This window comes from Segetibacter aerophilus (assembly GCF_007991655.1).
GTDB classification, from domain to species: domain Bacteria; phylum Bacteroidota; class Bacteroidia; order Chitinophagales; family Chitinophagaceae; genus Segetibacter; species Segetibacter aerophilus.
Genome location: NZ_BJYT01000018.1, coordinates 53,610 through 79,727, shown reverse-complemented (window position 1 = coordinate 79,727; position 26,118 = coordinate 53,610). Strand labels below are relative to the sequence as shown.

Sequence of the window (26,118 nt, the reverse complement as noted above, 5' to 3'; positions counted from 1 at the left end):
CAGAAAAAATTAGAGGTTTCTTATTTTGACCTGCAGCTTTACGGTTGACTTATCATCTACCAAAAACTTATTGTCTCTATAAGTAGGCGCACCCGCAAAAGGCAGTTTATTTTTAGAAGCACCGTAACCCTCTTTTGGGATCCCTAAAAAATTTTTATCAAGCTTATTGTTGCTGTTTGCATCGTGAAGAATAAATAGGGCGTAGCTACCCGGGGGAACATTAAAAACGGCTTGTGCCCCGCCATTTTTTATACCAACCGTCACACATTTAAAAGGTTCTCCCCCTTCACCACTGAACGACGACGGGTTATTGAAAAGACAAGCCTTACATACGCCCCTATCATTTTTAAAATTGCTGATGTCTGCCACCACCTTGCTTTGACTAAAAGCAACGATGGAAGCGAAACAAAAAATAATTGCACAGCACGCTTTCTTCATATGTGGAAAATCAATTGAAGTCAAATATTCAAACTTTTAAGCATATAATTTGTTATACTTCCTTATTATTAAAATTAACGGTGACAAAGAGGTATGATGCAAAATTTTCACGAGGCCCGGAAACCCCTGCTACTTGTTTTTCCCTACGATGTGATGGCCCACTACCTGAGGTGTCTTCAACTTTGCAAATATCTAAAGCCCTATTTTGAGATTCGGTTTATTTACTCCAATCAGTTTCATTCGTTCGTTGCCGATGCAGGCTTTGAAACTTTTGAGTGTGCTTCTTTAAATGCGGCAAAAGTGCAGGAATGTATGCGCTCGTTCAACTTTTCGTGGCTAAATGAAAGAGAACTGGGTTTTATATACAACGACCAGGTAAAGGTTATTGATGAGTTGCAACCGGCAGCGGTCTTAGGAGATATGGCGCCGACGTTACAAATGGCTGCCGAGAAAACGGGTGTTTTCTACTTTTCATTAATCAATGGGTACATGAGTAAATATTATGCTTATGTAAGAAGGATGCCGAAAAAATATCCATTGTACAAACTGTTGAATTACCTGCCCGACTCACTGTTTCAATACTTTACCAATATTGGGGAGCATTTGTTTTTCGAGGACATGCATCGACCGTTTAGTAAGATCCGTAGACGTGCCGGCTTAGCTGCTAAACATTCTTACATGCAGGAACTTGAGGGTGATGCAAACCTTGTTTGCGACCTTCCTGATTTGTTTCCGCAGAAAAATTTGCCAGCCAATTATTTCATTATTCCTCCCCTATTTCATAATGGAACTGATGAGGTGTTCGATGTAATAACAAAGCTAGACAACAGTAAAAAGACGCTGTACGTTAGCATGGGAAGTACAGGCAGTTGGAATGAAGTGACTTTTTTAAATAACCCGGAATATGAGAAATTCAACATCGTAACAGCGGGCGATCACGAGCAATTGATACAAGGTTCAAACGTTTTTTCATATGATTTCATAAATAGTAATAAGCTATTCGATTTGGTAGATCTTGTTATTTGTCATGGTGGAAATGGAACTATCTACCAGGCTCTTAGTAATGGCATTCCCCTACTCTGCAAGACCACCCATGTAGAACAGGAATACAATGTGGATGGTCTGGAACGAATGAATGTAGGAAACTGCTTAGATGACATTCAAGATCCTTCTAATCAACTCGCGATAATTGAAGAGTGGATAGAAAAGAAACATTCGAAGGAACTGACGTTTATAGAAAATAAAATACGTGGGGCAAATTCTGAGTTTGAATCCATTATAGAAAATTTGTTAAACGTTTGCTTTTATAAAAACAAAACAATGAAAGGAATGTTAAGCAGTGAAGCGGAAAGAATTCAAAGGGAGGACAAGGCAATTATTGTAGGGCAGAACTGACTTTGGTTTCGAACGGTCTTTTTCCCATTTGAATTAACTTTACAATTAATTGATTGTTGGAAGAGGGAGCTTTGCTAAATAACATTTGACAAAAATGGAAATCGTTATAAAAAACATCTTAGTTACACTGGCAGCTTTTATCGCAATGGAAGCGGTTGCCTGGTTAACTCATAAATATATCATGCATGGACTTTTATGGAAACTTCATAAGGACCATCATAAAAAGGACTCTTATGGTTTCTTTGAAAGAAACGATTTCTTCTTTTTGATTTTTGCCCTACCGGGGATGACTGCTTTGTATTTTGGTATGCAGGCTAATTATAACTTTCTTTTCTTTATAGGTTTAGGCATTACTCTATACGGCTTTACTTATTTTTTAGTGCACGAAATATTTATTCACCAGCGGTTTAAGTTCTTTAGAAATACTGACTATACTTACTTCAAAGCTATTCGCCGGGCTCATAAGGTGCACCACAAACACCTCGACAAAGAAGATGGCGAATGTTTCGGAATGCTCTGGGTACCGATGAAGTTTTTCAGGGATATCAAGAGTAAGACTCCTGCCTAGCATTCTGCACCTACTTACCTCGGTTTTTATTTCGGTTCTCCTTAAGTTCGAAGAATAAAAAGTTTAGAGTAACTTTTCTTTTCGGAAGTAAATCCTATTTCCTAAAAGACGCTAGCTTTTACATTTAAAAAAAGGACGAAATGAGAAATAAAATATGGCTCTTTGTGTTGTTGCAAACCTGCTTCAACGGCTTATTTTCCGACACCCTCTTTTCACAGGTTACTGATACTACGCTTCTTTGCCGCGGCAATTATTTTACCGAAGCTGAAGGAAAGGCATCCCTTGAAAAATTCGCTGCGAGCTATCATAATAAAGAAAGCTGGCAGGTAAGGGCAGAGCGGATCAGGCAGAATATTATTACCGGTGCAGGCCTCAACAAATTTCCTAAAAACACTCCGCTAAAACCTGTCGTTAATAGTAAGCGGACCTATGATGGTTATACAGTAGAGAATGTCTCATTTGAAAGCTTGCCCGGCTTTTTCGTAACCGGCAACTTGTTTCGTCCTGTTCAAAAACAAAACTCCTACCCTGCTATCCTCGCTGTTCATGGACATTTTCCTGATGCGCGTTTCCAGGAGTATGTGCAAAAGCGGTGTGCGACTTTAGCCAAAATGGGCGCAGTGGTTTTAGCAGTTGATATGGTCGGGTATGGAGATGCAACTCAATGTTCGCATAAACATCCTTATAGTCTTTCGTTGCAAGCGCACGATAACTTACGCGCGATTGATTACCTGCTTTCGTTACCGCGAGTAGACAAGAACAGAATTGCAGTAACCGGTGAATCAGGCGGAGGAACGCAAACAATACTGCTTACCGCTATTGACAAACGAATTGCTGTTTCAGTACCGGTGGTGATGGTGTCAGCACATTTTTTTGGAGGATGTGTATGTGAAAGCGGATTAGCAATTCATAAGAGTAAAGACTTTCAAACCAGCAACGTAGAGATTGCTTCGCTGGCTGCACCGCGGCCCATGCTATTAATCTCGGACGGTAAAGATTGGACAAAGAATACCGCGGCAGTAGAATATCCCTATATCAAAAACATCTATCGTTATTATGGAAAGGAAGGAAATGTAGAAAATATTCACCTGGCGGACGAAGGTCATGATTATGGCATCAACAAAAGGAAAGGAGCCTATGCATTTCTCGCGAAACACTTACAACTTTCATTGGCCAAAGTCACCAATGCGAAGGGTGAGGTGGACGAAAGTTTTGTAACTGTAGAAACACCGGAAAAATTGCATGTATTCAATGAGGCCCATATCCGGCCAGCTTACGCCATTATAGGTGATGAAGCTATATCTAACATGGTTGAGAATTTGAAGCCTTAAGAAAATCTCCCTAAAAACGTTCAAAGCTCGTTGTTGGTAGAGTGCCCTGAATTTAAACCCGTAGAAAAATCTTCTTTCTGTATAGCACGTAGAGAAAAAGCCATTTGATTGCTACCAGGCATATTGCCATTACTACAATATTGAACGGCTCACCAACTAACTGGGCCAGCCATTTAAAAAAGCCGTTTGTAGTGTAATCCCAATTAATGAATTTGGTAGAGATGTAAATAAGAATAGAATTCATTCCTATTACTTTGAAAAAGAAGGCCCAGCTTTTATAGCCAAGTACGTCGATGACATAATAAAAGGCTGACAATAGGAGCAGGCTCAACCCGGTAGTATGCAACACGAATGAACTTGACCACATGTTTTTATTAATAGGGAAGTCAAGGTTCCATAATTGGGCAAGTACTAATGAAATAATTCCGAAGCCAGCAAGCCACAATGCTTTTTTTGATCCGTTTGCCTGGTTACTCTTTAAGAAAGTTCCTGCTAATATTCCTGCCAGCGCAGTACTGACGGCAGGGATATTATTGAAGAAACCCACCGTATCATGAATGCGCAATGAAAGTTTTCCCGGTAGGATAGTACGATCGACATAAGAGGCGAAGTTTCCTTCCATGGTAAAATCGCCGGCGGGAAAACCGGGTGCCGAAGTGAATTTTAGAATTAACCAATAACCGATCAATAATGCTGCAAACCAGATGACCTGCGTACGTTGCTTTGTGTACAGGTAGATGATGTTAGCAAGCATGTATGCAATACCAATTCTACCTAAGACACTTGAAATACGGAAATCTGAAAGCGGTCTTATTTGCAGACCATTGTTATAAATCATTCCGAGAACGACCAGGATGAGTCCTCGCTTAATTACACGAAGCATCAACTGCTCTCGGCTCTTGCCTTTTTCCAATTCGCGCCCAACTGAGTAGGGTGTCGATACGCCGGCAAGAAAAAGGAATAAAGGAAAGATTAAGTCGTAGATATGGAAACCATTCCATGAGGGGTGTGTGAACTGGTTTGAAACTGCTCCCCAAAACGGCAAGCCAGTTGCCTTTGCAAGCCCATGAAAAATTTCTTCCGCACCCATAATCCAGACCATGTCAAAACCCCGAAGTGCGTCTAACGAATAAAGTCGTTGAGTTGCTGCAGGCGTTGGTCTAGGATCAATCGAAGTAGATACCTGTACTGGTTTGGTTGGTGCATCTAATGATATTTCCATGTCGAACTATTTTATGCTAAGGGGACATTTACTACGGGCAGAATAAAGTGAATCGGTACAAGAGTGCGACGCAACTAAAGCCCCGTCAAATCGATTTTGTCCGGTTCAAAAAACACCCTCATTTTCATCGATTGTATCATCACTACACCTTTGGCTCCCAGCCAGGCTGGTATTCCCGGCTCCAGTATTTCAACGCTTCTTTGTCGTTTAAAATGTGACCGTTTGTAGGATCAATATTTAAGGTGTGACCTGAACGAAGCGCAATGTTACCTAGTTGTACAAGCAACGTGCTTTTGTGCCCGCTCTCAATATCTGAAACCACTTTGGTTCCTTTTCTGATACCGTCGAAAAAGTTTTGAATGTGCAATGCGTCCAGCTGCTGTGAAGGGTCCGATAAGTTTTGAGCATCTACGGGAAAGTCATTTTTGACGTCCTTCACCAGCTTATTGTTGAGATCATAAATTTTATAAGAGTTCCCACTTTCGATTAAAAGAGAACCTGTTTCGCCATAGAAAATAACTCCTACGCTATTGCCCTCTACAGACTTTCCGTTGCAACTGCGACCCTCCCAACTGATGGCTGTATTGTTGTCAAACTCGAGATTGATGACCTGTGTATCGGGTGTTTGCCAATCATCTTTGTAACGATATCGACCGCCGGCAGAACTCACACGAACCGGGAAGTCAACACCCAAACCCCAACGAGCAAGATCAACCATATGCGTTCCGTTGTTTAACGCCTCGCCGGTGCCCCAGCTCCAGAACCAGTGCCAGTTGTAATGAATTAGGTTATCGCGGTAAGGTTTGCGTGGGGCAGGACCTTGCCACAAGTCATAATTGAGCCAGGAAGGAACGTCGACCTCCTTACCTATACCGATCGATGCGCGGTTGTTGGTGTACCAGGTTTTAGCAAAATAAGGCCGGCCGATTACGCCTGCTTGCAACTCAGCTATACCGGCGGCAACCTTGGGCCAAGAGCGCCTTTGGTTACCCATTTGCAAAACCCGATTGTATTTTTTTGCTGCCTTCACCACCATTTCACCCTCGTTGGGGTTGTGGCTACAGGGCTTTTCGAGGTAGACATGTTTCCCTGCCTGGCAACCTAAAATGGCTGCGGGAGCATGCCAGTGATCAGGCGCAGTGACGATTAAAACATCGAGATTTTTATCTTCGAGAGCCTTCCTAAAATCGGGCGCAGCTGTCGGTCGTTTATTTTGAATTTTCTCTACTGCGTCAATAAATTTCACCGCTGCTCTTGTGTCTACATCGCAGCAATACATGACCTCGCAGTTTTTTTGCCTCGCAAAGTTGCTTCCTACGGCAAGACCGCGACTGTTGACACCCATACTAGCGACGGTAATACGATCATTAGCGCCAATAATGTTAGCGTAGCTTTTTGCACCAAAGCCGGGAAGAATAGCTCCGAAAGAAACAGCGGCAGTGCCTTTGGCTGTGTTCTTAATAAAATCTCTTCGCGAATTATTCATAAACGATCTTTTTAAATTTGCTCGACCAAGCTTTGCTCTTTTTTCTGGCAAATACTGAAAAAACACATAATGCAGGGCCTGTATCAAATATAATATTTTGGGTGTTTGCAAATGCTGAATAATTTCTGACGCCTTTATTACCATCCTTGCTGAACATCCTGCTCTTACTAAAATTCTATAAATTACGCTAGGTTAGCCGGTGCAAAACTTCCTCTCACATAAATAACAATAGTCATCATGTTTAAATACCTGTTCTGTTTTTTCATGCTTTTCTCCCTTAGTTCGATGGGGCAAAAAAATACTTATGACATCTGCATTTATGGTGGTACCGCTGCGGGTGTCATAGCTGCTTATACCGCAAAAATGATGGGCAAGACAGTCTTACTAATTGAACCTACCAAACACGTGGGCGGACTAACAACAGGTGGTTTAGGATTTACTGACATAGGGAACAAATACGCCATCTCTGGTTTGTCTCTCGACTTCTATAGAAGGATTGGGAAGCACTATGGGAAGTTCGAGCAGTGGATTTTCGAGCCACATGTTGCCGAAGCTATTTTGCTAGACTACATTAAAAGGTCTAACACTACCGTTTTGTATGATCATCGTATTGTGTCTGCTAAAAAAGGCAACGGAATCATCGAAACTATCATCGTTGAAAATTCAGCTCAACCTTCATCTGCCACCAATAAAACCATTGCTGCTAAAATGTTTATTGATTGTTCTTATGAAGGAGACCTTATGGCAAAGGCAGGCGTTTCATATGCGGTAGGCAGAGAAGCTAACTCGGATTATAAGGAAACTTACAACGGAGTACAAATGAGGGAAACGCACCAGTTTCCTGACGGTGTCGATCCCTACAAAACACCCGGTGATCCTGCGAGTGGTTTGCTTTGGGGCATCAGTTCTGAAACTTTAGCGCCAGTGGGAACAGGTGATAAAAAGGTTCAAACCTATAACTTCCGTATTTGCCTAACCAACAGAAAGGAAAATATGATTCCGATTACCGAACCTGCGAACTACGATCCTTCAAAGTTCGAATTGCTCCTGCGGTACCTGGCAAAAAAGAAACCTGTTAACTTAAATGATCGCGTGTTGAAAATTGACCTGATGCCTAACGGAAAAACGGACATCAACAACAACGGCCCCTTTTCAACCGACATGATCGGAGTTAACTATGAATACCCCGATGGCAGTTATGAGACAAGAAGAAAAATAGCCCAAAACAATGCAGACTACATAAAAGAGCTGTTATACTTTTTAGGTCACGACGAACGGGTACCACAGCACTTAAGAAATGAAATGTTGCAATGGGGTTACCCGAAAGATGAATATCCTGACAACAATCATTTCACTCCACAAATGTATGTGCGCGAAGCAAGGCGAATGATCGGAGCCTATGTAATGACTCAACATAATTGCCAGGGCGAAGAAGTTGTGCCCGATGGAATTGGTATGGCCGCCTACACCATGGACTCGCACAACTGCCAACGGGTGGTGGTAAATGGTATGGTTAAAAATGAAGGCGATGTGCAGGTCGGCGGCTTTGGCCCCTACCCGATTGCTTATCGTTCTTTAACGCCAAAGGCTGAAGAATGTAAAAACCTGCTCGTACCCGTTTGTTTGTCCGCTACCCATATCGCTTACGGCTCCATCCGGATGGAACCTGTCTTTATGGCGTTGGGACAATCTGCTTCAGTCGCCGCTGCGCTTGCGATTGATACAAAGAAAACTGTTCAGGAAGTTGATGTAAAAAAGGTGCAGCAGTTGCTCAAGCAAAATCCTTTGCTCGACGGAAACGGCCCCGAAATGTTAGTTGACAACGACGATAACGGTGTTATTGTTAGCGGCAATTGGAAAAAGGAAAAAGCGGGTAGTTTCGGGCCTTCACGCTTTACTACCAATGCTTCAGATACAGCTGCAGGCTTCGTACAATTTATGCCTCAAATTTCTAAAAGCGGAAAATACACCGTGTATACTTACTATGCTAAGTCTGATAAAAATGCTCCGCAGACCAACTTCCAGGTTTTTGATGGGCAGAAGGTAAACGAGATTCAGATTACAAATGCTTCCGTGGCTATCACAGGCCAGACTTCCGGTCAGTGGATTCCTCTTGGTACTTTCAACTTCTCAAAGGATAAAAAGCCATTCGTAAAAATCACCAATAAGGGTAAGGAAGGAGTTGTGCTGGCGGATGCAATTTTATTAGTACGGGGTGACCAACAATAAATCATTAGGCATCTTTACTTGCGACGCTCCGTTTAAGAGTTGAACTCCTTTCAACATTTACCATCTTGTGATTATTGCTGTGTCCATAGAAGGATCGCCGCAATGCACCTGTAAGCTTTGGATGTTTTGGGTGACATTTTTAGTAAGCTAACAAATTCTCTATTTTTTCTTCAACGCCTTTATCTCTGCTCTTTCTGCATTTTCTCTGACTCTAAAGGTTACAATTTCCGTTATTAGATCAAGGGGCAGAGGTTTATCCAGTGGAAATTGAACCGAGCCTTTTGCACTTTTAAAAACAGCTAGTTCTTCTTTAAAGGCAGCAATTCCGGAAGGTGTTGGATAAAAACCAATATGTTTTTCGTAAGCTGCAAAGTAGACCAGCATACCATGAAACTTGTATGCAGGAATTTGATAGCTGATAACTTCTTCTGCCTCGGGTGCAGCTTGTTTGATGGTCGCTCTTACCTGTTCCAGCAATTTCCTGGTTTCCCCAGGAAAACTTGCGATATAGGTATCAACATCATTTACTTTCGGAGCAGCCTTCATAAGTTTTAATTTGTGGAATGCTTAGTACCTCAGCGCTCTTAGTCAGTGATGTCTTTTTCCTCAGATCCTGAAGAACCTGTTTTGGGTGGCTCCCATACAATCTGGTCAGCTTCCTCAACAGTCAGACCTGTTTCTTCCAAATCTTCTTCGTCTAAAGGTGGATCTGTGTCTTCAACTTCTCCTTCCGCCTTATCATTCGTTTCTATTATATCCGCCGAATTTGTTTCTTCCTCCTGGCTGAACTTTGGATTGTTACTGTCGTTATTTGGTAGCATAACTTTTCTATTTAAAACTACTTTTGCAACTTTTGCGCCAGCGGGCACGAACGAAATTTTGACAAATTTTATTAATGGTAACGATCATCTTTATAGCCGAAGACGGCGAACCGGTCAGCATGAGGTTTAGCAGAAACGAGGACCTCAATACAAGTCATTCTTTCGGCAAGTGGAATATGGACACGAATGATATAGAATTGAACGATACCGGGTGGCGGATTTTTGAAACGCATAGAAAGGAGATAAGGAAGCTAAAGCCATTGCTTGAAATGTTGGAGAAGTCAAAAGAGTAATTTTACCGCTTCAGTCTGGTTCAGTTTTTTTAGTAACTGTTTTATTATCATACTATTAATGACAACAAACACTGTAAGGCCCCGAATAGTAATTGTAGGCGGAGGATTTGGCGGACTGGAATTGGCCAAGCATCTTAAAGATCAGCCGGTAGAAGTCATCATGCTCGACCGTCACAACTACCATACATTTCAACCTCTATTATACCAGGTTGCCACCGGGGCACTAGACGCAGAAACAATCACATTTCCTCTGAGAAGAATTTTCCAGAACCAGAAGAACTTTTCGTTTTCGCTAGCAGAGGTATCTAAAATAAATCCTGAAAAGAATACGGTAGAGACAGCTATAGGTGAAATTGCCTATGACTATCTCGTACTTGCTACAGGAGCAGATACAAACTTTTTTGGCAACAAGCAGCTGGAGCATTTTGCCATGGGCATGAAATCAGTCCCTGAAGCTTTGAACATTAGAAGCATGATTTTGCAAAGTTTCGAAGCGGCCTTAAGTGAAAAGGATCCTGGGGAAAAAGAGGAATTGATGACGTTTGTAATCGTGGGCGGAGGTCCAACCGGGGTAGAACTTGCAGGTGCACTAGCAGAATTTCGAACCCACATTTTGGAGAAAGATTACCCAAAGCTGGATGACTGCGAAATGCGGGTTTTTGTTGTCGAAGGCAAACCGAAAGTGTTAGGAGTAATGTCTGAAAAAGCTTCGTCTAAAGCACAAAAATATTTGCAGGATATGGGCGTGATTATCTATAACGATGTTCACGTACAAAGCTTTGATGGAGAGTTGCTAACTATCGATGACGGTCGGGAGTTGCGCACTCGGAATGTACTTTGGGCCGCAGGAGTTGTAGGCCAATTCCCCGAAGGCATTAGCGAGGAAAATATTGTAAAAGGAAGGCGCATACAAGCCGATGAAATAAACAAGGTTAAAGGATACACTAACATTTTTGCCATCGGCGATGTTGCCGCTGTCACAAGTGCCGACACTCCCAATGGTTATCCGGGAGTCGCGCAGGTTGCACTGCAACAAGGTAAGCAGCTTGCAAAAAATTTGGTGGCCATAATTGAGGGTAAAGAAACTTCGCCCTTCAAGTATAAAGACATGGGCTCAATGGCAACGATAGGCCGAAATAAAGCAGTCGCGGATTTGGGTAAGTTCAAATTCGCGGGTTTTTTTGCATGGCTGCTTTGGTGTTTCGTTCATGTGTTCTCGCTGGTCGGTATTCAAAACAAAATCACTGTTTTTATCCGGTGGTTGGGCAGGTACTTTTCTTACAATGGTCCCACCCGAATTATTGTAAGACCCTTTAGCCGTGAGTCAATGACTGAAAACACAGCTGCAAAGTAGCCAGGGAATTTTATTGAAAAGAGCTTGACGCTCGTCCTATGATCTCTACAGCGGTTATGCTTGTATTTTGCCTTTTTATTTTTGCCTTTTTACTTTCGCTGTTTTTCTCATCTATACTTATTTTTTCGAATTGTTCTTCTATAAATTTACTTCCTGAAACAACTTATTTTCCCCGAAATTTGCAAAACTTAAAAAGAAGGTATGATTGACATAAAAGTTCCAACAGTAGGCGAGTCTATTACAGAAGTTACACTGATAAAATGGTTGAAGAAAGACGGGGAATATGTTGAAAGAGATGAAGTGATTGCAGAACTTGAAAGTGAAAAAGCAACTTTTGAAGTAAATGCTGAAAAGGCAGGGGTCTTACAAACAAAAGCAGCAGAGGGAGACACAATTAATATAGGAGATATATTGGCGCAAATAGATGAAACTGCTCAAAAACAAGGAGGAACACCTTCACCTTCTCAACCCGCTCCTGTTGCCGAGGTACAGGCAGCACCTCAACAAGCGGCAGCACCGGTAGCACCGCAGGCAAGTGCGGCAGGGAAAGGAGTGATAGACGTAAAAATTCCAACAGTTGGCGAGTCAATCACAGAAGTTACTTTAATTAAATGGGTGAAAAAAGAAGGCGAACTTGTAAGACGCGATGAGGTGATTGCAGAACTGGAAAGTGAGAAAGCGACTTTCGAATTGAATGCTGAAGAAGCGGGCAAGCTGACGCAAAAAGCAAAAGAAGGAGATACTTTAAAAATAGGAGACATAATTGCATCAATAGATAGCGATGTAGCTGTAGGTTCGGCTCCGGCAGAAGCGAAGCCTGAAGCAAAACCGGCAGCTCCTGCCCAACCCGCTGCTGCACAAGCACCGGTCACTTCCATTCCTAATGATATTAAGGCTTCACCTGTTGCGGCGGCTATTATTGCCGATAAAAAGGTGGAAGCTTCTTCCATTACGCCTTCAGGTTCGGGTGGAAGAATTATGAAAAATGATGTATTGCAAGCGCTTGCAAATCCAGGCAAGAAAGCTGTTGCCGGACAAGAGCTCTTCAGCCGCAACGAGCGAAGAGAGAAAATGAGCAACCTGCGTAAAACAGTTAGCCGTCGTCTCGTTGAAGCTAAGAATACCACTGCGATGCTCACTACTTTCAATGAAGTAGATATGAGCCGTATCATGGCCCTTCGTACTCAATATAAAGACAAGTTCAAAGAGAAGCAGGGTGTGAACCTTGGCTTCATGAGTTTCTTTACCAAGGCCGTTTGTTTTGCGTTGCAAGAGTGGCCTTCTGTTAACGCCTATATTGATGGCGATTCTTTAGTGTACCATGATTTCTGCGATATTTCAATTGCTGTTTCTGCACCTAAAGGTCTGGTGGTTCCGGTAATAAGGAACGCAGAAAGTCTGAGCATGGCTGAGATAGAAAAGGAAGTGGTTAGGCTTGCAGGTAAAGCGAGAGATAACAAGCTTTCGATGGACGAAATGCAAGGCGGAACGTTTACAATAACTAATGGCGGTGTGTTTGGTTCATTGCTTTCTACACCTATTATCAATATTCCGCAAAGTGCAATTTTGGGTATGCATAAAATACAGGAAAGGCCAATGGCTATAAACGGGCAGGTAGTTATTAAGCCAATGATGTACCTGGCGTTAAGCTATGATCATCGCATTATTGACGGACGTGAAAGCGTTAGCTTCCTGGTAAGAGTGAAAGAACTACTTGAAACACCAGAACTGTTATTGTTCGGAAAAGACCCGGTAAAGACTTTATTGGAATTATAATAAAACTGCTACTAAAAGTTTTAAAGCTACCGATGGTAGCTTTTTTATTGCTTGTACTTATTCAGAAAGTACATCTAGCTTCTACAGTTTGTTTAAAAGAACAGCTTATCTGATTTTGGAATAAAAGCCAAATAAAGGTTTATAGTAAAAGTGAGTGACACAACAATGCTGAAAAAGTTTTGAGGTCTGCTACAAAAATTACCATCAAAACCAGCTAGCACTATCAATAAGTTGATTGTGATCGTTGGCATAACAGACGGCATAGTTGAAACCTTTTTGGAGACAATAGGCACCATGCTCACCCGCCTTGTTAATGGCTATAAAACCGACCTGGTTATCTTTTGCTTTTTTGGAATCCTTTTTTACAATTCGTTCAACAGCTTTTTTACAGGCCTCGGCTGGCGATAGCCCTTGCCTCATCAACTCAACCACGAGATGAGTTCCGCAGATCTTTATAACCTCTTCGCCCACGCCGGTAGCAGTGGCAGCCCCTACTTCGTTGTCTACAAAAAGCCCGGCGCCAATGATGGGAGAATCGCCTACCCTTCCCCTCATTTTAAAACCCATTCCACTTGTGGTGCAGCTGCCACTTAGATTACCAAAAGCATCGAGCGCAACCATGCCGATCGTATCATGATTGAGGCTTCCATCGGGAAGATTAACGGGGGCAAAAGGTCCATGGCCCCTATTTTCAATATTAATAACAGGTTTGTAGTTGGCAGTCTTCAACCACGTGCTGTAGGCTTTTTCTGCGTCGGCTGAAAGTTTCTGATCTTCCAGAGGAAAGCCTTCGCTTACGGCAAATTTTTGCGCACCCTCTCCTACCAACATCACGTGCGGCGTTTTTTCCATCACTCTCCGGGCGACAGAGATAGGATGCTTAATTCGCTCAAGAGCTGCAACGCATCCGGCATTTCCATTTTCGTCCATTATAGAAGCATCCAATGTTACAATCCCATCCCTATCCGGATTTGCACCAAGTCCAACACAGCAATTGATTGAATTTTCAGTTACCATCACGCCTGCCTCTACCGCATCTAATGCTTTGCCCTTATTGCTCAATATTTGCCACGCAGCTTTATTGGCATTAATACCTTCTTTCCACGTGGAAATAACAATCGGCTTATTGCCTTTCTGTGAAGTATGAAACGTTTTCGGACTAATAAGACTCGTGATTCCGAAAGTAGATAACTGGAGAAAATCCCTTCTTTTAATCATTGAAACAAATTTAGTTGTACAGCTAAGCCACTGCCCTCAAAAATAAATATAAGCAGTTAAAAGCTGTCCAACACTTTATCTTTGCCTTCCAATTTTTCACCCACAAACAACGCTTAATGTCTGTAGATACTACCCAAATATTTGATGCCTGTCGCAGAAATGACCTTGATTTAGTGGAAAGGATTTACGAAGAAAATCCGGAAGCTATTCATGCCGTAGACACGAAAGGTTTTACACCGCTGATACTTGCTGTGTATAACAATTCGCTTGACGTAGTTGATTTTCTTTTGAAGAAAGGAGCAAAAACAAGCGGGCAGGATGCAGCAGGAAATACAGCTTTAATGGGAGTATGTTTTAAAGGCTATACAGAGCTTGCACAAAAATTGGTTGATGCAGGTGCAGACGTAAATGAGCGGAATTCGAACGGCGCAACAGCCCTCACTTTTGCAGCTACTTTCGGGCATTTACAAATTGCGGAAATATTGCTTAAAAAAGGTGCAGACCTAACCCTACAAGATTCCAGGGGCAAGACACCATTGGATCACGCACGGTTACAAGAGAACTGGCCGATGTATGATTTGATAGAGCAATTTGCAAATCAGCAACAATAATTTCGGAAGGCTAGAAAACTCGCTCAGGTTTAATCATAGCAGGAAATTGCTTCTGCACTTTCTTCACTTCGGGAATACTAAATCCCATCACATACCCACCGTAGGGATGTTTGTCAATATAATCCTGGTGGTAATCTTCAGCAACCCAAAATTTTGTAAAAGGCATTAACTGCACAGCAATGGGAGCTTTGTATTGACCTGACTTTTTCATGGAAGAAATATAATCTTCAGCCATCTTCTTTTCGTTGTCATTTCTATAAAAAAGAATAGACCTGTAATGAGGCCCTTCATCCGGACCCTGCCCATTAACCTGGGTAGGATCCTGGCCGTAAAAGTAGATTTTTAATAAGTCCGCATACGAAACAACGGCAGGGTCGTAATATACATTTACCGTTTCTGCATGTGCGTTGTTGCCTTCTCCGCTTCGTTCATAAGTCGGGTTGTTAATGGTTCCACCGGCATATCCCGCTACAGCCTCTTTCACGCCCTTAATACTTTCAAACAAAGCTTCTTCATGCCAGAAACAACCGGCTGCAAATGTTGCCTGGCTATATTTAGAAAGTTCTTTGGCCGACAATTTTCGTTCTGCAACCTTCTTCGGCTTTTGTGCACAGGAAGTAAGTGTAACGATTATCAACAGAACAAACAAAGAACCTTGTATCTTCTTCATAAAATGCTTTTAATAAATTTACGAAAATGGTTTTGTTATAGTTGTTAATGAAGTGATAGACATAACCAAATCTGCAGAGACCTTTTCGTGACCCCCCGTAGTCATTCTATTAAGCATTCTTGCGTCGCACACTTGTACTTTTATTTCACTGGGCGGCTACTTACTATTGATCTTTTTGCAGCAAAAAATCGTTATTGCTTCATCAGCAGGTTCAATAATTTTCTATCGAGTTTATGACCTTGCCAATCTTCGTAAGCAACATCTGCGCGACCAGAGTCTATGACGCCAAAGTCACCAACGAAATTCCATAGGGCAAAACCAATATTGTTTGCGGAAAGGATACTAAGCACATCTGAAAACCATGCAATGAAAACATCGTGTGGAGTTTTGTTCCAGGCACCGCACTCGCCGCAGTGAACACCGACGCCCTTTTTGGTCAACTCAATCCAAGGCTTATAATACTCCTCGAGCATCGCCCGGCTGAGGTACTGGTTGCCTACTTGTCCCGGCCATTTTGGTTCAGGTAAATGATCCGGGTCCTTGTTCGCCCATGGTGCCTTGTAGTGAGAAATAATTCCGGGATTATAACCGCGACAACTTTGTGCAATGTTTAAATCAATGATTTCAGGAATAACTGTGCTACCAACATTATTGCCGTCGGCAATAACAAGATGGCGAGGATTTTCCTTGCGAATAGCCTCTGCTGCTGCCTTAGCAACTTTCCGGTAAATCTCCCCCGGAACAGCACTTCTTTTTGATAACTGGTCGTTCATGTCTTCCCGCATGCTGGGTTCGTTCAGCAAATCGAAGCTTATCTTTTTTGAAGAAACATTTTTATAGCGCTTAGCCCACATTGCCCAGTGAAAGTTGAATGCTTTCTGCGCTTCGTTATCCTTCCATAAATTGTACGGCTCATTAAAGCCAGCATTCACGCAATAGCCTGGAGCTCGATGTAAATTGAGACTAACATGCATATTGTACTTATGGGCCATTGAAACCAAACTATCTATCCTATCTACCGCTTCAGGATTTATCTTATACACATCTTCTGAAGTAATATTTTTAGTTCTGTCGATAGAGAGATAATAGGGATAAGCAATTGGTATCCTTACAAAATCAAAACCCCAGTCCCGCATCCAACGAAAATGATCTTCTGTTGTTGGCTTTGACACAGGTTTTGGATTGGGCGAAAAGAAATCAAGCAGGTTGAATCCCTTCCATTTTGGAAGATTATTTTTTGCAAGATTTGCTGACCTTAACGGGTCAATTTTAGGTAAGGCTAAGGCCGCTGTTGCAAGGCTGGTATTCTTTATAAATATTCTTCTGTCCACTTGTATATTTTATTTTCAATTAAATCTTAAAAGTGTTTGTGCTGTTGCTAATCACTCCTAAAGTCATTTATCAGTTTTACAAATTACCCTAAATGTCAGGACAAAAGACCAATACGGTTTGAACAAATAATTAGCTGTTTTAAAAAAAGAGCTAAAAAAAGTTTCAAAGCATCATCGTCGTCTGCTTGAAAAACTTTTTCCCACCGGGCAAAAATTATCTAAAATTGTTCTTTTCTGTTTAGTTTTCCTGATCTATGGCAATCGTACCAAAAGTTAACCCGTTTTCAAAATCTAACCCTGATACAGGGTTTGGCGTAGAGGCAAATCGTTTGGGAGGACGTTTTGTAAACAAAGACGGATCATTCAATCTTAGAAAAGACGGCCTTTCGCTTTTAAAACGCCTGAGCATTTATTCGTACCTGATGGATCTGTCGGCTCTTGCATTCCTGGGCATTATCCTCGCCTTTTTTATTGCTATCAATACTTTGTTTACCAGCCTTTATGTTTTGGCTGGTCTAGACGAATTGCAAGGATATATAACCAGCACAGAATGGGGTAAAATAAAAGAAACTTTCTTCTTTAGTACCGAAACATTTACTACCGTCGGCTACGGACGAATCAATCCCATTGGCGAGTTTGCCCATGTGGTGTCAGCAATCGAGTCTCTTGCAGGATGGCTGTCGTTTGCCCTTGTGACAGGACTTCTGTATGGAAGATTTACGAGGCCGAAAGCTTATCTCGCTTTCAGCGAAAACGCATTAATCGGTCCTTATAAAGGTGGACTTGGTCTTATGTTTAGAATGGTTCCTTACAAGATAAATCACCACCTCACGGATGCGCGGGTGGTAGTAAACATTGCTTTTATGGAAATGGAAGACGATAAACAACAGTTTAAATTTTACCAGTTGAATTTAGAACGCTCGCGTATTGACACGTTGAATATGAACTGGACTGTTGTTCATCCTATAGACGAAGAAAGTCCGCTGCTAAATTTTAATGAAGAAGACATGCACCGGTCAGACCTGGAGCTGTACGTGCAGGTAACTGGCTTCGATCATATTTTTTCTAACATGGTTATGCAACGCACCTCCTATACTTATAAAGAAGTTATTTGGGGCGCGAAGTTTAAGCCCATGTACCACGAATCGCCAGACGGGAAAACAACCGTGTTAGAGTTGGATAAGTTGAACGAAATGGAAGCAGTAGAACTACCGGCCATTCCCGGCATTTCATAATTTCGCGCTGGCTCACTCTTTTTTCATTCCTGGATATTTCATATTCAAATCCTTCAAAGTATCCCTTACGGCAGAAGCAATTGTGTATTCTTTGAACCAGTTTTGATCAGCCGGAACGATTGTCCAGGGCACCTCGTTGCATTGCTCGAAACAGTCTTCGTAGGCTTTCATATAATCATCCCAAAGCTTAGCCTCTTTGAAATCATTTTCATTATACTTCCATTGTTTTGTTACATCCGAGATCCGCTCATTTAAACGTTCTTCCTGTTCTTCTTTCGATACATGCAGGTAAAACTTCAGAACATGCGTTTGATTGTGCTGAAGGAGAAGCTTCTCAAAATTGTTGATGGCTTTCATTCTTTTAAATGCCGTTTCATCATCAATCCATTTATGTACACGGGTGATGAGAACGTCTTCATAGTGTGAACGATTAAAAACCTGGATAGTGCCTTTTAAAGGAGCGTGCTTATGTATTCTCCAAAGAAAATCGTGGCCGATTTCCTCCGGGGTTGGCGTTTTAAAAGAGGTAACAGATACCCCCTGGGGATTTAGCGTGCCGAAAACATTCTTTATAGCTCCATCTTTTCCACTTGCATCCATGCCCTGTATAACTACCAGCAATGAATGTTTTCCTTCGGCAAACAACAGGTTTTGTAACTCATCGAGTTCCTCAAGTATCGAAACAAGCTTTTCTTTTGTTTCGGTTTTTTCCATGTCTTTTGGTGCCCGTGTCGAAATTTTAGAAAGGTCTTGCTGCATGCGCTGGTTTTAAATCTTTAAAAATATTTATTGAACTTACAATTTTATAATTTGATCAACACCGGTTTTTGCAATAAAAAGATGCGAACTATACCACATAAAGGAACGTTTAACAGCGTGACATTGAAGTCAACAGAATATTAAATTAAATTTGCGCGCTTTGTGCCGTTGTTATTGCACGATTTAAATGAGGGATTGAATAGATTAAGATAATGGATAATCCGTTTGGCACATGAGTTGAAAGCATTACATGAGCATTTTTAAATCTAGCTTCGACAAGCTTTATGAACATAACCTTAACTAATAAGTTTAGAGTTTTCGAATATGTAAAGGAAAAATACGAGGTAATTGTATTTGCACTGTATGCTATCTTATTAACGATCGTCGTGTCACATCACGAGCCTTGGATGGATGAGGCGCAGGCCTGGTTGCTGGCAAAAGACACGCGTTTTAAAGAGCTCTTTACCACTTATCTCAGGTACGAAGGTTCGCCGGGATTGTGGCATCTCATTCTGATGGTTCCGGCTAAATTGGGTCTTCCGTACTTTGTTATCAATATAATTTCGGCACTTTTTGCGGCTTCAGGCGTATGGCTGTTTATCAGGTACGCACCGTTTCCGGCACTCATCAAAATATTATATCCTTTTACTTTTTTTGTTTTCTTCCAGTATGGAGTGGTTGCCAGGAACTATTGCCTGATCTCACCCATCTTGTTTCTTATCGCCATTAATTACAGTAAGAAAAATGAGCGGCCGTACTTGTTTGTATTGTTGCTTAGTCTCCTGGCGAATATCAGCGCTCATACATTTTTGATTGCCGGGTCCATCGCTTTCGTTCATTTTATTGACGTTATTAAAAACTGGAAAAAAACCGATATCCGAACAAGAACGCACCAGCTTATCTCACTGTTTATTTTTGGACTAATCGCGCTTCTTGTCATTTACATTATACTTACGCCACCAGATCAGATTTATGCGAACTATATAAACTCCAATGTTAGAGTGATGTGGATTATTGCCCGGAGGATGGTTGCAGGTTCGCTGGTAATGAACGAGTTTACGCAACTGCCTTTACTTTTCGGCGCGGTAGGTGTCCTGATTTTTGGAAGTTCTCTGCTATGGTTTTTTAAGAATAAATCTGGTCTTGTGTACCTGCTTCCACTAACGCTCCTTTGCATTTTGTTTGGACTTAAATACAGGAACCTCTGGCACCAGGGCGTATTGTTTTTGTTGTGGATTTTTGTTTTGTGGATCAGCTACGAAAAGTACAGGAACGAGAATCCGAAGGGACTTACGAAGGCTGTAGTGGCAGGTATGGGGGTAGTGTTTATCACACAGATTTACTGGTGCATTAACGCGGTTACTTACGACATTTACCACAACTATTCTGCAGGATATAGCGTAGCAAAATACATTAAGGCTAAGAAGCTCGACCAGGAAAACATTTACATAAGTGGGTGGAAAAACATTTCTATACTTCCTTACTTTTCGAGGAACATTTTCTCTAACCACAACAATGGAGGGGAGCACCGCTTCTGGAACTGGTCTATTTATAATGTTACCAGTGTTGGGGCATCAAAAGCTGTTTTAGACACCATAGAATGTCTGCAACCGAGTGTTGTAATATTTGCTTCGGATCATATACCCAGGAAGGCGAAAATTACCTTACCAGGTTATAAGCCGGTTGCCTTTTTTAAAGGTTACCTCTGCTGGAAGACGGGACTGAGCGAACCGGAGTGCTACCTGATATTCAGGAAAAATAAGGAGCAGGAAGTTGAAAGTATTGCTTACGATGAGAAAGCTGCCAGCAAAAACAAGTCTATCCGCAAGTCGACCTTTTAGAGACGATTTGCCTGTTTTACAAAATGGGCTGAATAAACATCATTAGTACAAGAGTGCGACGCAACGACTGAAGAAGAAAGACCTAAAGATTGTTTCAAAAAATTCCTCCTACGTCTTTGAAAACTATGCAGCAGTTGAGCGATACAAACCTATAAACAGGCAAATCCATCCCGCAATAAAAGCAACTCCGCCTAACGGAGTAATTGCACCTACCCAATCAAAATTAGGTTTTGCAGTAGCTTTAAAGTAAGTGAGCAGGTACAAAGAACCGCAAAACAGCAGCATGCCAATCATGAAAAGATTGCCAGACCACAGCAACCACTTGTTTGAAAAATCGCGGTAAAGAACACCGACCAAGGCTAGCGCAAACACGTGGTAGAACTGGTAGCGAACACCCGTTTCAAAAATATTTACCGTAACATCAGATGCCATTTTTTTGAGTGCGTGCGCGCCGAAAGCCCCGAAGGCAACAGAGACGGCGCCAAGCAAAGCCGCAATCTGCAGGAAGGGTTTATGCATGCCCGGCAAGTATTTTTGAGAAAGCAGTTTCTGAGAGTTTATCACCACTTAAGCGGTAGGCGGATTGATCGTAGAACGTAGCGCGCTCTTCAAGTTTTGATGACAGAAAATTATTAAGCGCCTCATCATCTAAATCTTTGATGAGCGGACGGTGTGATTTCTCTTTTGATAAACGCTCACTCAAAACTTCTACAGGTTCGTCAATCCAGATTGTAATTCCGTGCTTATTCATCCACTTCATGTTGTCGTTGTAGCAAGCAGTGCCGCCACCACAGGAAACAATGAATTGCTTTTTTTCAGAGAACAAACGAAGCATTTTCGCTTCCGCCTTCCTGAAATATTCTTCGCCGTCTTCTTCGAAAATTTCCTTTATAGATTTTTCTTCCATCATCTCAACCAGCGAGTCGAGATCGTAAGCTGGCACTTTAAACCTTTTCTTGAGCTTTTCTGCCCAGAACGATTTTCCGGCGCCCATCATACCTATAAGAAAAATTTTTGTTCCAACTTTTGTGTCAGCAGTAGAATCTTTGGTGATTGCTTTAGCAGGTTTTTTTGCAGTTGTGGTGGTCATCATGTTAGGGGTTATACATTTTGCATCAATAGACACATTCAAACTTAAAAGGTTGTTTTGCCCGCTGCGTATTTTTTTTAAGGATTAGTTAAATGGCTTGCAGGCAAACCGCTCTTTTTTTTGATAAAGCAACACTATCGAGGTGAAATGACAATTAAATACAACTAAAAGAAGGGGAATTTTTATTTTCCTTAACTATTCAAACCGCTTCTTATTTAAAAGCGTTGAGCCCCGTTACGTCCATGCCGGTGATGAGAAGGTGGATGTCGTGAGTGCCTTCGTAAGTAATTACACTTTCAAGGTTCATCATATGACGCATGATACTGTATTCGCCTGTTATTCCCATTCCGCCTAAAAGTTGACGTGCATCCCGCGCAATATTCGCTGCAATTTCGCAGCTATTTCTTTTTGCCATAGAGATTTGCGCAGGTGTAGCGCGGCCTTCATTCATCAATACACCCAATCTCCAAACCAGCAATTGAGCTTTTGTTATTTCGGTGATCATCTCCGCAAGCTTCTTTTGCTGTAACTGGAAACCGCCAATGCGCCGGTCGAACTGCACGCGTTCTTTGCTGTACCGGAGGGCTGTATCATAACAATCCATGGCAGCGCCCAAAGCACCCCAGGCAATTCCGTAGCGTGCCTTGCTCAGACATCCCAGTGGGCCCTTTAAACCTTTTATTGTAGGAAAAATGTTTTCTTTTGGAACTTTTACATGGTCAAAAACCAGTTCACCAGTTGCGCTTGCTCGAAGGCTCCACTTGCCATGGGTTGTTGGGGTCGTAAAACCTTCCATGCCCCGCTCAACTATTAAGCCCTGTATTTCCCCCGCTTCATTTTTTGCCCAGACCACAGCGACCTGCGCAAATGGCGCATTGCTGATCCACATTTTTGCTCCGTTCAAAACCAAATGATCGCCTGCATCTTTTATAGTTGTTACCATACCCGCCGGGTTGCTACCATGATCGGGCTCAGTTAAACCAAAGCAACCCAACCATTCTCCGCTCGCAAGTTTTGGTAAATATTTCTGCCGCTGTTCTTCGCTTCCGTAGGCATAAATAGGAAACATCACAAGTGAGCCTTGCACCGATGCCGTCGACCTTACGCCGCTGTCTCCCCTTTCAAGTTCCTGCATCATCAACCCGTAGCTGATATAGTCCATTCCACCTCCACCATACTGGGTTGGTATAGTTGGTCCAAAGCACCCGATATCTCCCAGTTGCTGTACAATTTGCCTCGGAAATTCTGCCCTCTGCGCATACTCTTCTATAATGGGCGAGATCTCTTTTTTCACGTAGTTGCGAATGCTTTCGCGCACCATTCTCTGCTCTTCGGTTAATAGCTCATCGAGCAAATAATAATCAGGTGATTGGAACAAATCTGTCTTAGCTGCCATTGTAAATCATTTATTTTTTGTACCGGCTGAATAAATTTTAGTAGGCATTCTTGCGTCGCACACTTGTACCTATTTTTCTCTATTCAGCAAAACTCGCCTTAAAAGGTTCAAAGTTATCAAAGTAACGCTTCGCTCTTATATTCTCCTAGTCCACGTATACTTCATGGTCATTCTCGAAAACCTTAGTAGCTAGGAGCTTAATTTGACTCTCCAAAATTCTATCCTGCGACAGTTCGGGCAAACTATCCATTGGAAAATATTGTACGTCTAAAACATCAAAACCTTTGCTTATATCTATCGTCTTAGGCTTGCAGAGAAAGACCATTTTGTACACATAAAAAGCCTGCGGTGGATGCGCGTGCATCTTCTTATCAAACACCGCCAAAAGCCGTTCGGGTATAACATCCAGCCCGGTCTCTTCTTTAAACTCTTTTACAATTGTCTCCTTTGGACTATAACCTATGTCACCCCATCCACCCGGAAGCGACCATTTGCCATCCATGCTTTCTTTTACCAATAACACCTTTTTATTCTCAGAAATCATCAAACCTCTGATATCAACTTTGGCAGTAGGATAATCTTTTGCAGGAGGAAGGATAGCCTTTACTTCTTCGAAACTTGTGTTACTAAACTGGCTTAGAAGGCTCCAGCCAATTTGTTGAAGCTCGAGGTATCGCTCTTTATCGTACTCATCTTTACTGTATAAAAGACCAATGTCTGCTAGCGATTTGAGCCGCTGGAGGTCATGTAAGATTTGTGTGCTACCCATAACTTTTACTTACTATAAATCTCGATTTAAAAAAAATTTTCATCTTAGTATAAATGAAAACAACAGGTAATTTGGCAAACAACAAATGTTGTAATTTTCTTGTTTAAAGCAGCTAAAATATATTGAATGAATTTTGAAGCGTCGTTGCAGTTCGCCCAACAGAAGGATAATGAAGACAAACTAGGAATATATAAACAACAATTTTACTTCCCGCAAATAGATGACAGGGACACGATTTATTTCTGCGGCAATTCCTTGGGATTGCAATCAAAGAAGGTGCAGGCATCGGTTCAGCAAGAACTAGATGATTGGAAAAACCTCGGCATAGCCGGTTTTTTAAATGCAAAAAACCCCTGGATGTATTACCAGGAATACTTCAAAAAATCACTGTCAAAAATAGTTGGGTGTAAGGAAGAGGAAGTAACAGTAATGAACAGCCTTACCGTTAATCTTCACCTGTTGATGCTAACCTTTTATCGTCCTACAGAAACGAGGTATAAGATCATCATGGAAGCCGGCGCCTTTCCATCTGACCAATATGCGGTAGAGACACAGGTGAAGCATCATGGTTTCAACCCCGAGGAAGCAGTGATTGAAATTGCGCCGAGAGAAGGAGAAAAGACACTTCGTCATGAAGACATTATTTCGGCGATTGAAACCAATGGAGCGAGCGTTGCAATGGTGATGTTAGGTGGAATAAACTATTACTCGGGCCAATTATTCGATATTCAATCCATTACAGAAGCTACTCAAAAAGTGGGCGCCATTGCAGGTTTTGATCTTGCTCACGCCTCGGGCAACGTTCACCTTGACTTGCATAACTGGAATGTAGATTTTGCCGTCTGGTGTTCTTATAAATACCTTAACGGGGGACCGGGCGCTGTTGGTGGATTGTATGTTCATGAAAGGTATGCAACCGATCCGTCTACCCCGCGCTTTGCAGGCTGGTGGGGAAATGATGAGCAGGCAAGGTTTAAAATGAAGAAAGGTTTTGTCGCCAAGCCAAACGCCAGCGGTTGGAACATCAGCACAGCGCAAATCTTAAACATGGCTTCTTTAAAAGCTTCGCTTGACATGTTTGAAGAAGCAGGTTTTGAAAACATCAAAGCAAAAAGCAAAGATTTAACGGCGTACCTCGAGTTCCTGTTACAGCAGCTGCAGCATTTGGATTTTGAAATCATAACGCCCGCTAATGCGGAAAGTCGCGGGGCACAATTGTCACTATACTTCAAAGAAAAGGGGAAGGAGATTCACGAGAAAATGATTGATAGTGGAATTGTAGTAGACTATCGTGAACCCGGAGTTGTAAGGGTTGCACCAGCCCCTCTTTATTGCTCGTACCAGGACGTGTACAGGTTTTATGAAATTCTGAAAAACTTTGATTAGAACCTGTAAAGCTTTGAACTAAGATGCAAGCGATGCTTCCTCGAACAAACTATTCATTTCATCGTGGTATTGCTCCGCTATGGTCTTTGCATCTTCTGCAAAACGTTCACCGGTGCCTGCATAAATAATTGCACGGCTCACATTAACTAAAAGACCTCCATCAGCATGTAATGCTGCGCGGGATACTTCTGCAAGACTTCCACCTTGCGAACCAACACCGGGCACCAGAAAGAAATGTTCAGGATAGGCTTTTCTAATCTGCTGCAGTTGCTCTGCTTTGGTGGCGCCGACAACAAACATTAAGTTTTCAGGCGTTCCCCATCCAGCCATTTGCTGCATTACTTTTTCATACAGATACTGTTGTTTGTGATGGTGTCCGGGTGTTAATTCAGATAAAAACTCTTCGCTTTCTGTACGAACTACCAATTGCTGAAAGTCTTCACTGCCCTTGTTAGAAGTAAGGCCAAGCACGATCGTCCATTTGTTTTCATACTCGAGAAATGGGCGAACGCTATCCTCCCCCATGTATGGCGCGACGGTAACAGCGTCAAAATTGTACACTTCAAAAAACGTTTTTGCATACTGAGCTGAGGTGTTTCCTATATCGCCACGTTTCGCATCTGCAATTTTAAAATGAGTTGCAGGTATGTAGTCAACAGTTTGTTCCAATGCTTCCCAGCCTTTTATGCCCATTGCCTCATAAAACGCAGTGTTGATTTTATAGCTAACGCAAAAGTCTTTTGTAGCATCAATAATTGCTTTGTTAAACTCAAACACTGCTTGCTCACTGGCGTGCAGATGTTTTGGCAACTTATTTATATCAGTATCGAGACCTATGCACAAATAGTTTTTCTTGCCTTTAACCTGTTGTATCAATTCCTGCCTGTTCATACTTTATC

General features: G+C 42.0%; 24 protein-coding genes and 1 pseudogene. 11 read left to right on the top strand and 14 right to left on the bottom strand.

Features of this window, described 5'->3' with window-relative positions; genetic code table 11:
* Positions 1-9 precede the first annotated feature (9 nt).
* The gene (locus tag SAE01_RS19085) at positions 10-438 is read right to left on the bottom strand and encodes a DUF2141 domain-containing protein (protein WP_147205401.1); all 429 of its coding nucleotides are present in this window, start codon (positions 436-438) and stop codon (positions 10-12) included.
* A gap of 93 nt (positions 439-531) precedes the next feature.
* Here SAE01_RS19085 and SAE01_RS19080 point away from each other — a divergent pair, with 93 nt between their 5' ends.
* From SAE01_RS19080 to SAE01_RS19070, 3 genes are all read left to right on the top strand, one after another.
* Positions 532-1,833, top strand: a complete 1,302-nt coding sequence (locus tag SAE01_RS19080) for a glycosyltransferase (protein ID WP_147205400.1) — start codon at positions 532-534, stop codon at positions 1,831-1,833.
* Between the two features lie 94 nt (positions 1,834-1,927).
* A complete protein-coding gene (locus SAE01_RS19075) occupies positions 1,928-2,401 on the top strand; it encodes a sterol desaturase family protein (RefSeq protein WP_147205399.1) in 474 nt (157 codons plus the stop codon).
* 140 nt (positions 2,402-2,541) lie between these two features.
* The gene (locus tag SAE01_RS19070) at positions 2,542-3,732 is read left to right on the top strand and encodes an alpha/beta hydrolase family protein (RefSeq protein ID WP_147205398.1); all 1,191 of its coding nucleotides are present in this window, start codon (positions 2,542-2,544) and stop codon (positions 3,730-3,732) included.
* A gap of 52 nt (positions 3,733-3,784) precedes the next feature.
* Here SAE01_RS19070 and SAE01_RS19065 read toward each other — a convergent pair whose 3' ends face one another.
* Both SAE01_RS19065 and SAE01_RS19060 read right to left on the bottom strand, forming a co-directional pair.
* Positions 3,785-4,954, bottom strand: a complete 1,170-nt coding sequence (locus SAE01_RS19065) for an acyltransferase family protein (protein ID WP_147205397.1) — start codon at positions 4,952-4,954, stop codon at positions 3,785-3,787.
* 142 nt (positions 4,955-5,096) lie between these two features.
* On the bottom strand, positions 5,097-6,440 hold the full coding sequence (locus tag SAE01_RS19060; protein ID WP_147205396.1) for a Gfo/Idh/MocA family protein: 1,344 nt from the start codon (positions 6,438-6,440) through the stop codon (positions 5,097-5,099).
* Between the two features lie 237 nt (positions 6,441-6,677).
* Here SAE01_RS19060 and SAE01_RS19055 point away from each other — a divergent pair, with 237 nt between their 5' ends.
* On the top strand, positions 6,678-8,669 hold the full coding sequence (locus SAE01_RS19055; protein WP_147205395.1) for an FAD-dependent oxidoreductase: 1,992 nt from the start codon (positions 6,678-6,680) through the stop codon (positions 8,667-8,669).
* A gap of 159 nt (positions 8,670-8,828) precedes the next feature.
* Here SAE01_RS19055 and SAE01_RS19050 read toward each other — a convergent pair whose 3' ends face one another.
* Together SAE01_RS19050 and SAE01_RS19045 are read right to left on the bottom strand one after the other, a co-directional pair.
* Positions 8,829-9,215: an iron chaperone gene (locus tag SAE01_RS19050; protein ID WP_147205394.1), complete on the bottom strand. Its 387-nt coding sequence runs from the start codon at positions 9,213-9,215 to the stop codon at positions 8,829-8,831.
* Positions 9,216-9,253: 38 nt separating this feature from the next.
* Complete coding sequence (locus SAE01_RS19045; protein WP_147205393.1) at positions 9,254-9,490, bottom strand: hypothetical protein; 237 nt, start codon at positions 9,488-9,490, stop codon at positions 9,254-9,256.
* A 74-nt stretch (positions 9,491-9,564) separates the two neighbouring features.
* On the opposite strand from SAE01_RS19045, the gene SAE01_RS19040 reads away from it, so the two are divergent.
* The 3 genes from SAE01_RS19040 (at position 9,565) to odhB (ending at position 12,913) form a co-directional block, all read left to right on the top strand.
* A complete protein-coding gene (locus SAE01_RS19040) occupies positions 9,565-9,783 on the top strand; it encodes a hypothetical protein (protein ID WP_147205392.1) in 219 nt (72 codons plus the stop codon).
* Between the two features lie 58 nt (positions 9,784-9,841).
* The gene (locus tag SAE01_RS19035) at positions 9,842-11,137 is read left to right on the top strand and encodes an NAD(P)/FAD-dependent oxidoreductase (protein ID WP_147205391.1); all 1,296 of its coding nucleotides are present in this window, start codon (positions 9,842-9,844) and stop codon (positions 11,135-11,137) included.
* Between the two features lie 201 nt (positions 11,138-11,338).
* Positions 11,339-12,913: a 2-oxoglutarate dehydrogenase complex dihydrolipoyllysine-residue succinyltransferase gene (gene odhB, locus SAE01_RS19030; RefSeq protein WP_147205390.1), complete on the top strand. Its 1,575-nt coding sequence runs from the start codon at positions 11,339-11,341 to the stop codon at positions 12,911-12,913.
* A gap of 204 nt (positions 12,914-13,117) precedes the next feature.
* Here odhB and SAE01_RS19025 read toward each other — a convergent pair whose 3' ends face one another.
* The gene (locus SAE01_RS19025) at positions 13,118-14,131 is read right to left on the bottom strand and encodes an isoaspartyl peptidase/L-asparaginase family protein (RefSeq protein WP_147205389.1); all 1,014 of its coding nucleotides are present in this window, start codon (positions 14,129-14,131) and stop codon (positions 13,118-13,120) included.
* 65 nt (positions 14,132-14,196) lie between these two features.
* On the opposite strand from SAE01_RS19025, the pseudogene SAE01_RS19020 reads away from it, so the two are divergent.
* Positions 14,197-14,742 (top strand): annotated as a pseudogene (locus SAE01_RS19020) (ankyrin repeat domain-containing protein); the annotation flags it as partial.
* A 10-nt stretch (positions 14,743-14,752) separates the two neighbouring features.
* Here SAE01_RS19020 and msrA read toward each other — a convergent pair.
* Both msrA and SAE01_RS19010 read right to left on the bottom strand, forming a co-directional pair.
* Positions 14,753-15,412 carry a peptide-methionine (S)-S-oxide reductase MsrA gene (gene msrA, locus SAE01_RS19015; protein WP_147205387.1) on the bottom strand — a complete coding sequence of 220 codons (660 nt, stop codon included), beginning with the start codon at positions 15,410-15,412 and terminating at the stop codon, positions 14,753-14,755.
* Between the two features lie 191 nt (positions 15,413-15,603).
* The gene (locus tag SAE01_RS19010; RefSeq protein WP_147205386.1) at positions 15,604-16,743 is read right to left on the bottom strand and encodes a glycoside hydrolase family 5 protein; all 1,140 of its coding nucleotides are present in this window, start codon (positions 16,741-16,743) and stop codon (positions 15,604-15,606) included.
* Positions 16,744-16,997: 254 nt separating this feature from the next.
* Between SAE01_RS19010 and SAE01_RS19005 the strand changes: the two genes are divergently transcribed.
* Positions 16,998-17,978, top strand: coding sequence for an ion channel (locus SAE01_RS19005; RefSeq protein ID WP_147205385.1), 981 nt, complete (start codon positions 16,998-17,000; stop codon positions 17,976-17,978).
* A 12-nt stretch (positions 17,979-17,990) separates the two neighbouring features.
* On the opposite strand, the gene SAE01_RS19000 is transcribed toward SAE01_RS19005, so the two are convergent.
* Positions 17,991-18,737, bottom strand: a complete 747-nt coding sequence (locus tag SAE01_RS19000) for a PPK2 family polyphosphate kinase (RefSeq protein WP_147205384.1) — start codon at positions 18,735-18,737, stop codon at positions 17,991-17,993.
* A gap of 284 nt (positions 18,738-19,021) precedes the next feature.
* On the opposite strand from SAE01_RS19000, the gene SAE01_RS18995 reads away from it, so the two are divergent.
* Positions 19,022-20,578 carry a hypothetical protein gene (locus tag SAE01_RS18995; RefSeq protein ID WP_147205383.1) on the top strand — a complete coding sequence of 519 codons (1,557 nt, stop codon included), beginning with the start codon at positions 19,022-19,024 and terminating at the stop codon, positions 20,576-20,578.
* Between the two features lie 123 nt (positions 20,579-20,701).
* Here SAE01_RS18995 and SAE01_RS18990 read toward each other — a convergent pair whose 3' ends face one another.
* From SAE01_RS18990 to SAE01_RS18975, 4 genes are all read right to left on the bottom strand, one after another.
* Positions 20,702-21,097, bottom strand: coding sequence for a DUF423 domain-containing protein (locus tag SAE01_RS18990; protein WP_147205382.1), 396 nt, complete (start codon positions 21,095-21,097; stop codon positions 20,702-20,704).
* A complete protein-coding gene (locus SAE01_RS18985; RefSeq protein ID WP_147205381.1) occupies positions 21,090-21,671 on the bottom strand; it encodes a shikimate kinase in 582 nt (193 codons plus the stop codon). Before SAE01_RS18985 ends, SAE01_RS18990 begins: the two co-directional genes overlap by 8 nt.
* A 208-nt stretch (positions 21,672-21,879) precedes the next feature.
* Positions 21,880-23,064 carry an acyl-CoA dehydrogenase family protein gene (locus tag SAE01_RS18980; RefSeq protein WP_147205380.1) on the bottom strand — a complete coding sequence of 395 codons (1,185 nt, stop codon included), beginning with the start codon at positions 23,062-23,064 and terminating at the stop codon, positions 21,880-21,882.
* Positions 23,065-23,209: 145 nt separating this feature from the next.
* Positions 23,210-23,833 (bottom strand): NUDIX hydrolase, encoded by a 624-nt coding sequence (locus SAE01_RS18975; protein ID WP_147205379.1) that lies wholly within the window; start codon positions 23,831-23,833, stop codon positions 23,210-23,212.
* Between the two features lie 126 nt (positions 23,834-23,959).
* Here SAE01_RS18975 and kynU point away from each other — a divergent pair, with 126 nt between their 5' ends.
* A complete protein-coding gene (kynU, locus tag SAE01_RS18970) occupies positions 23,960-25,219 on the top strand; it encodes a kynureninase (RefSeq protein ID WP_147205378.1) in 1,260 nt (419 codons plus the stop codon).
* A gap of 18 nt (positions 25,220-25,237) precedes the next feature.
* Here kynU and pyrF read toward each other — a convergent pair whose 3' ends face one another.
* On the bottom strand, positions 25,238-26,110 hold the full coding sequence (gene pyrF / locus SAE01_RS18965) for an orotidine-5'-phosphate decarboxylase (RefSeq protein WP_147205377.1): 873 nt from the start codon (positions 26,108-26,110) through the stop codon (positions 25,238-25,240).
* Positions 26,111-26,118: the final 8 nt, after the last annotated feature.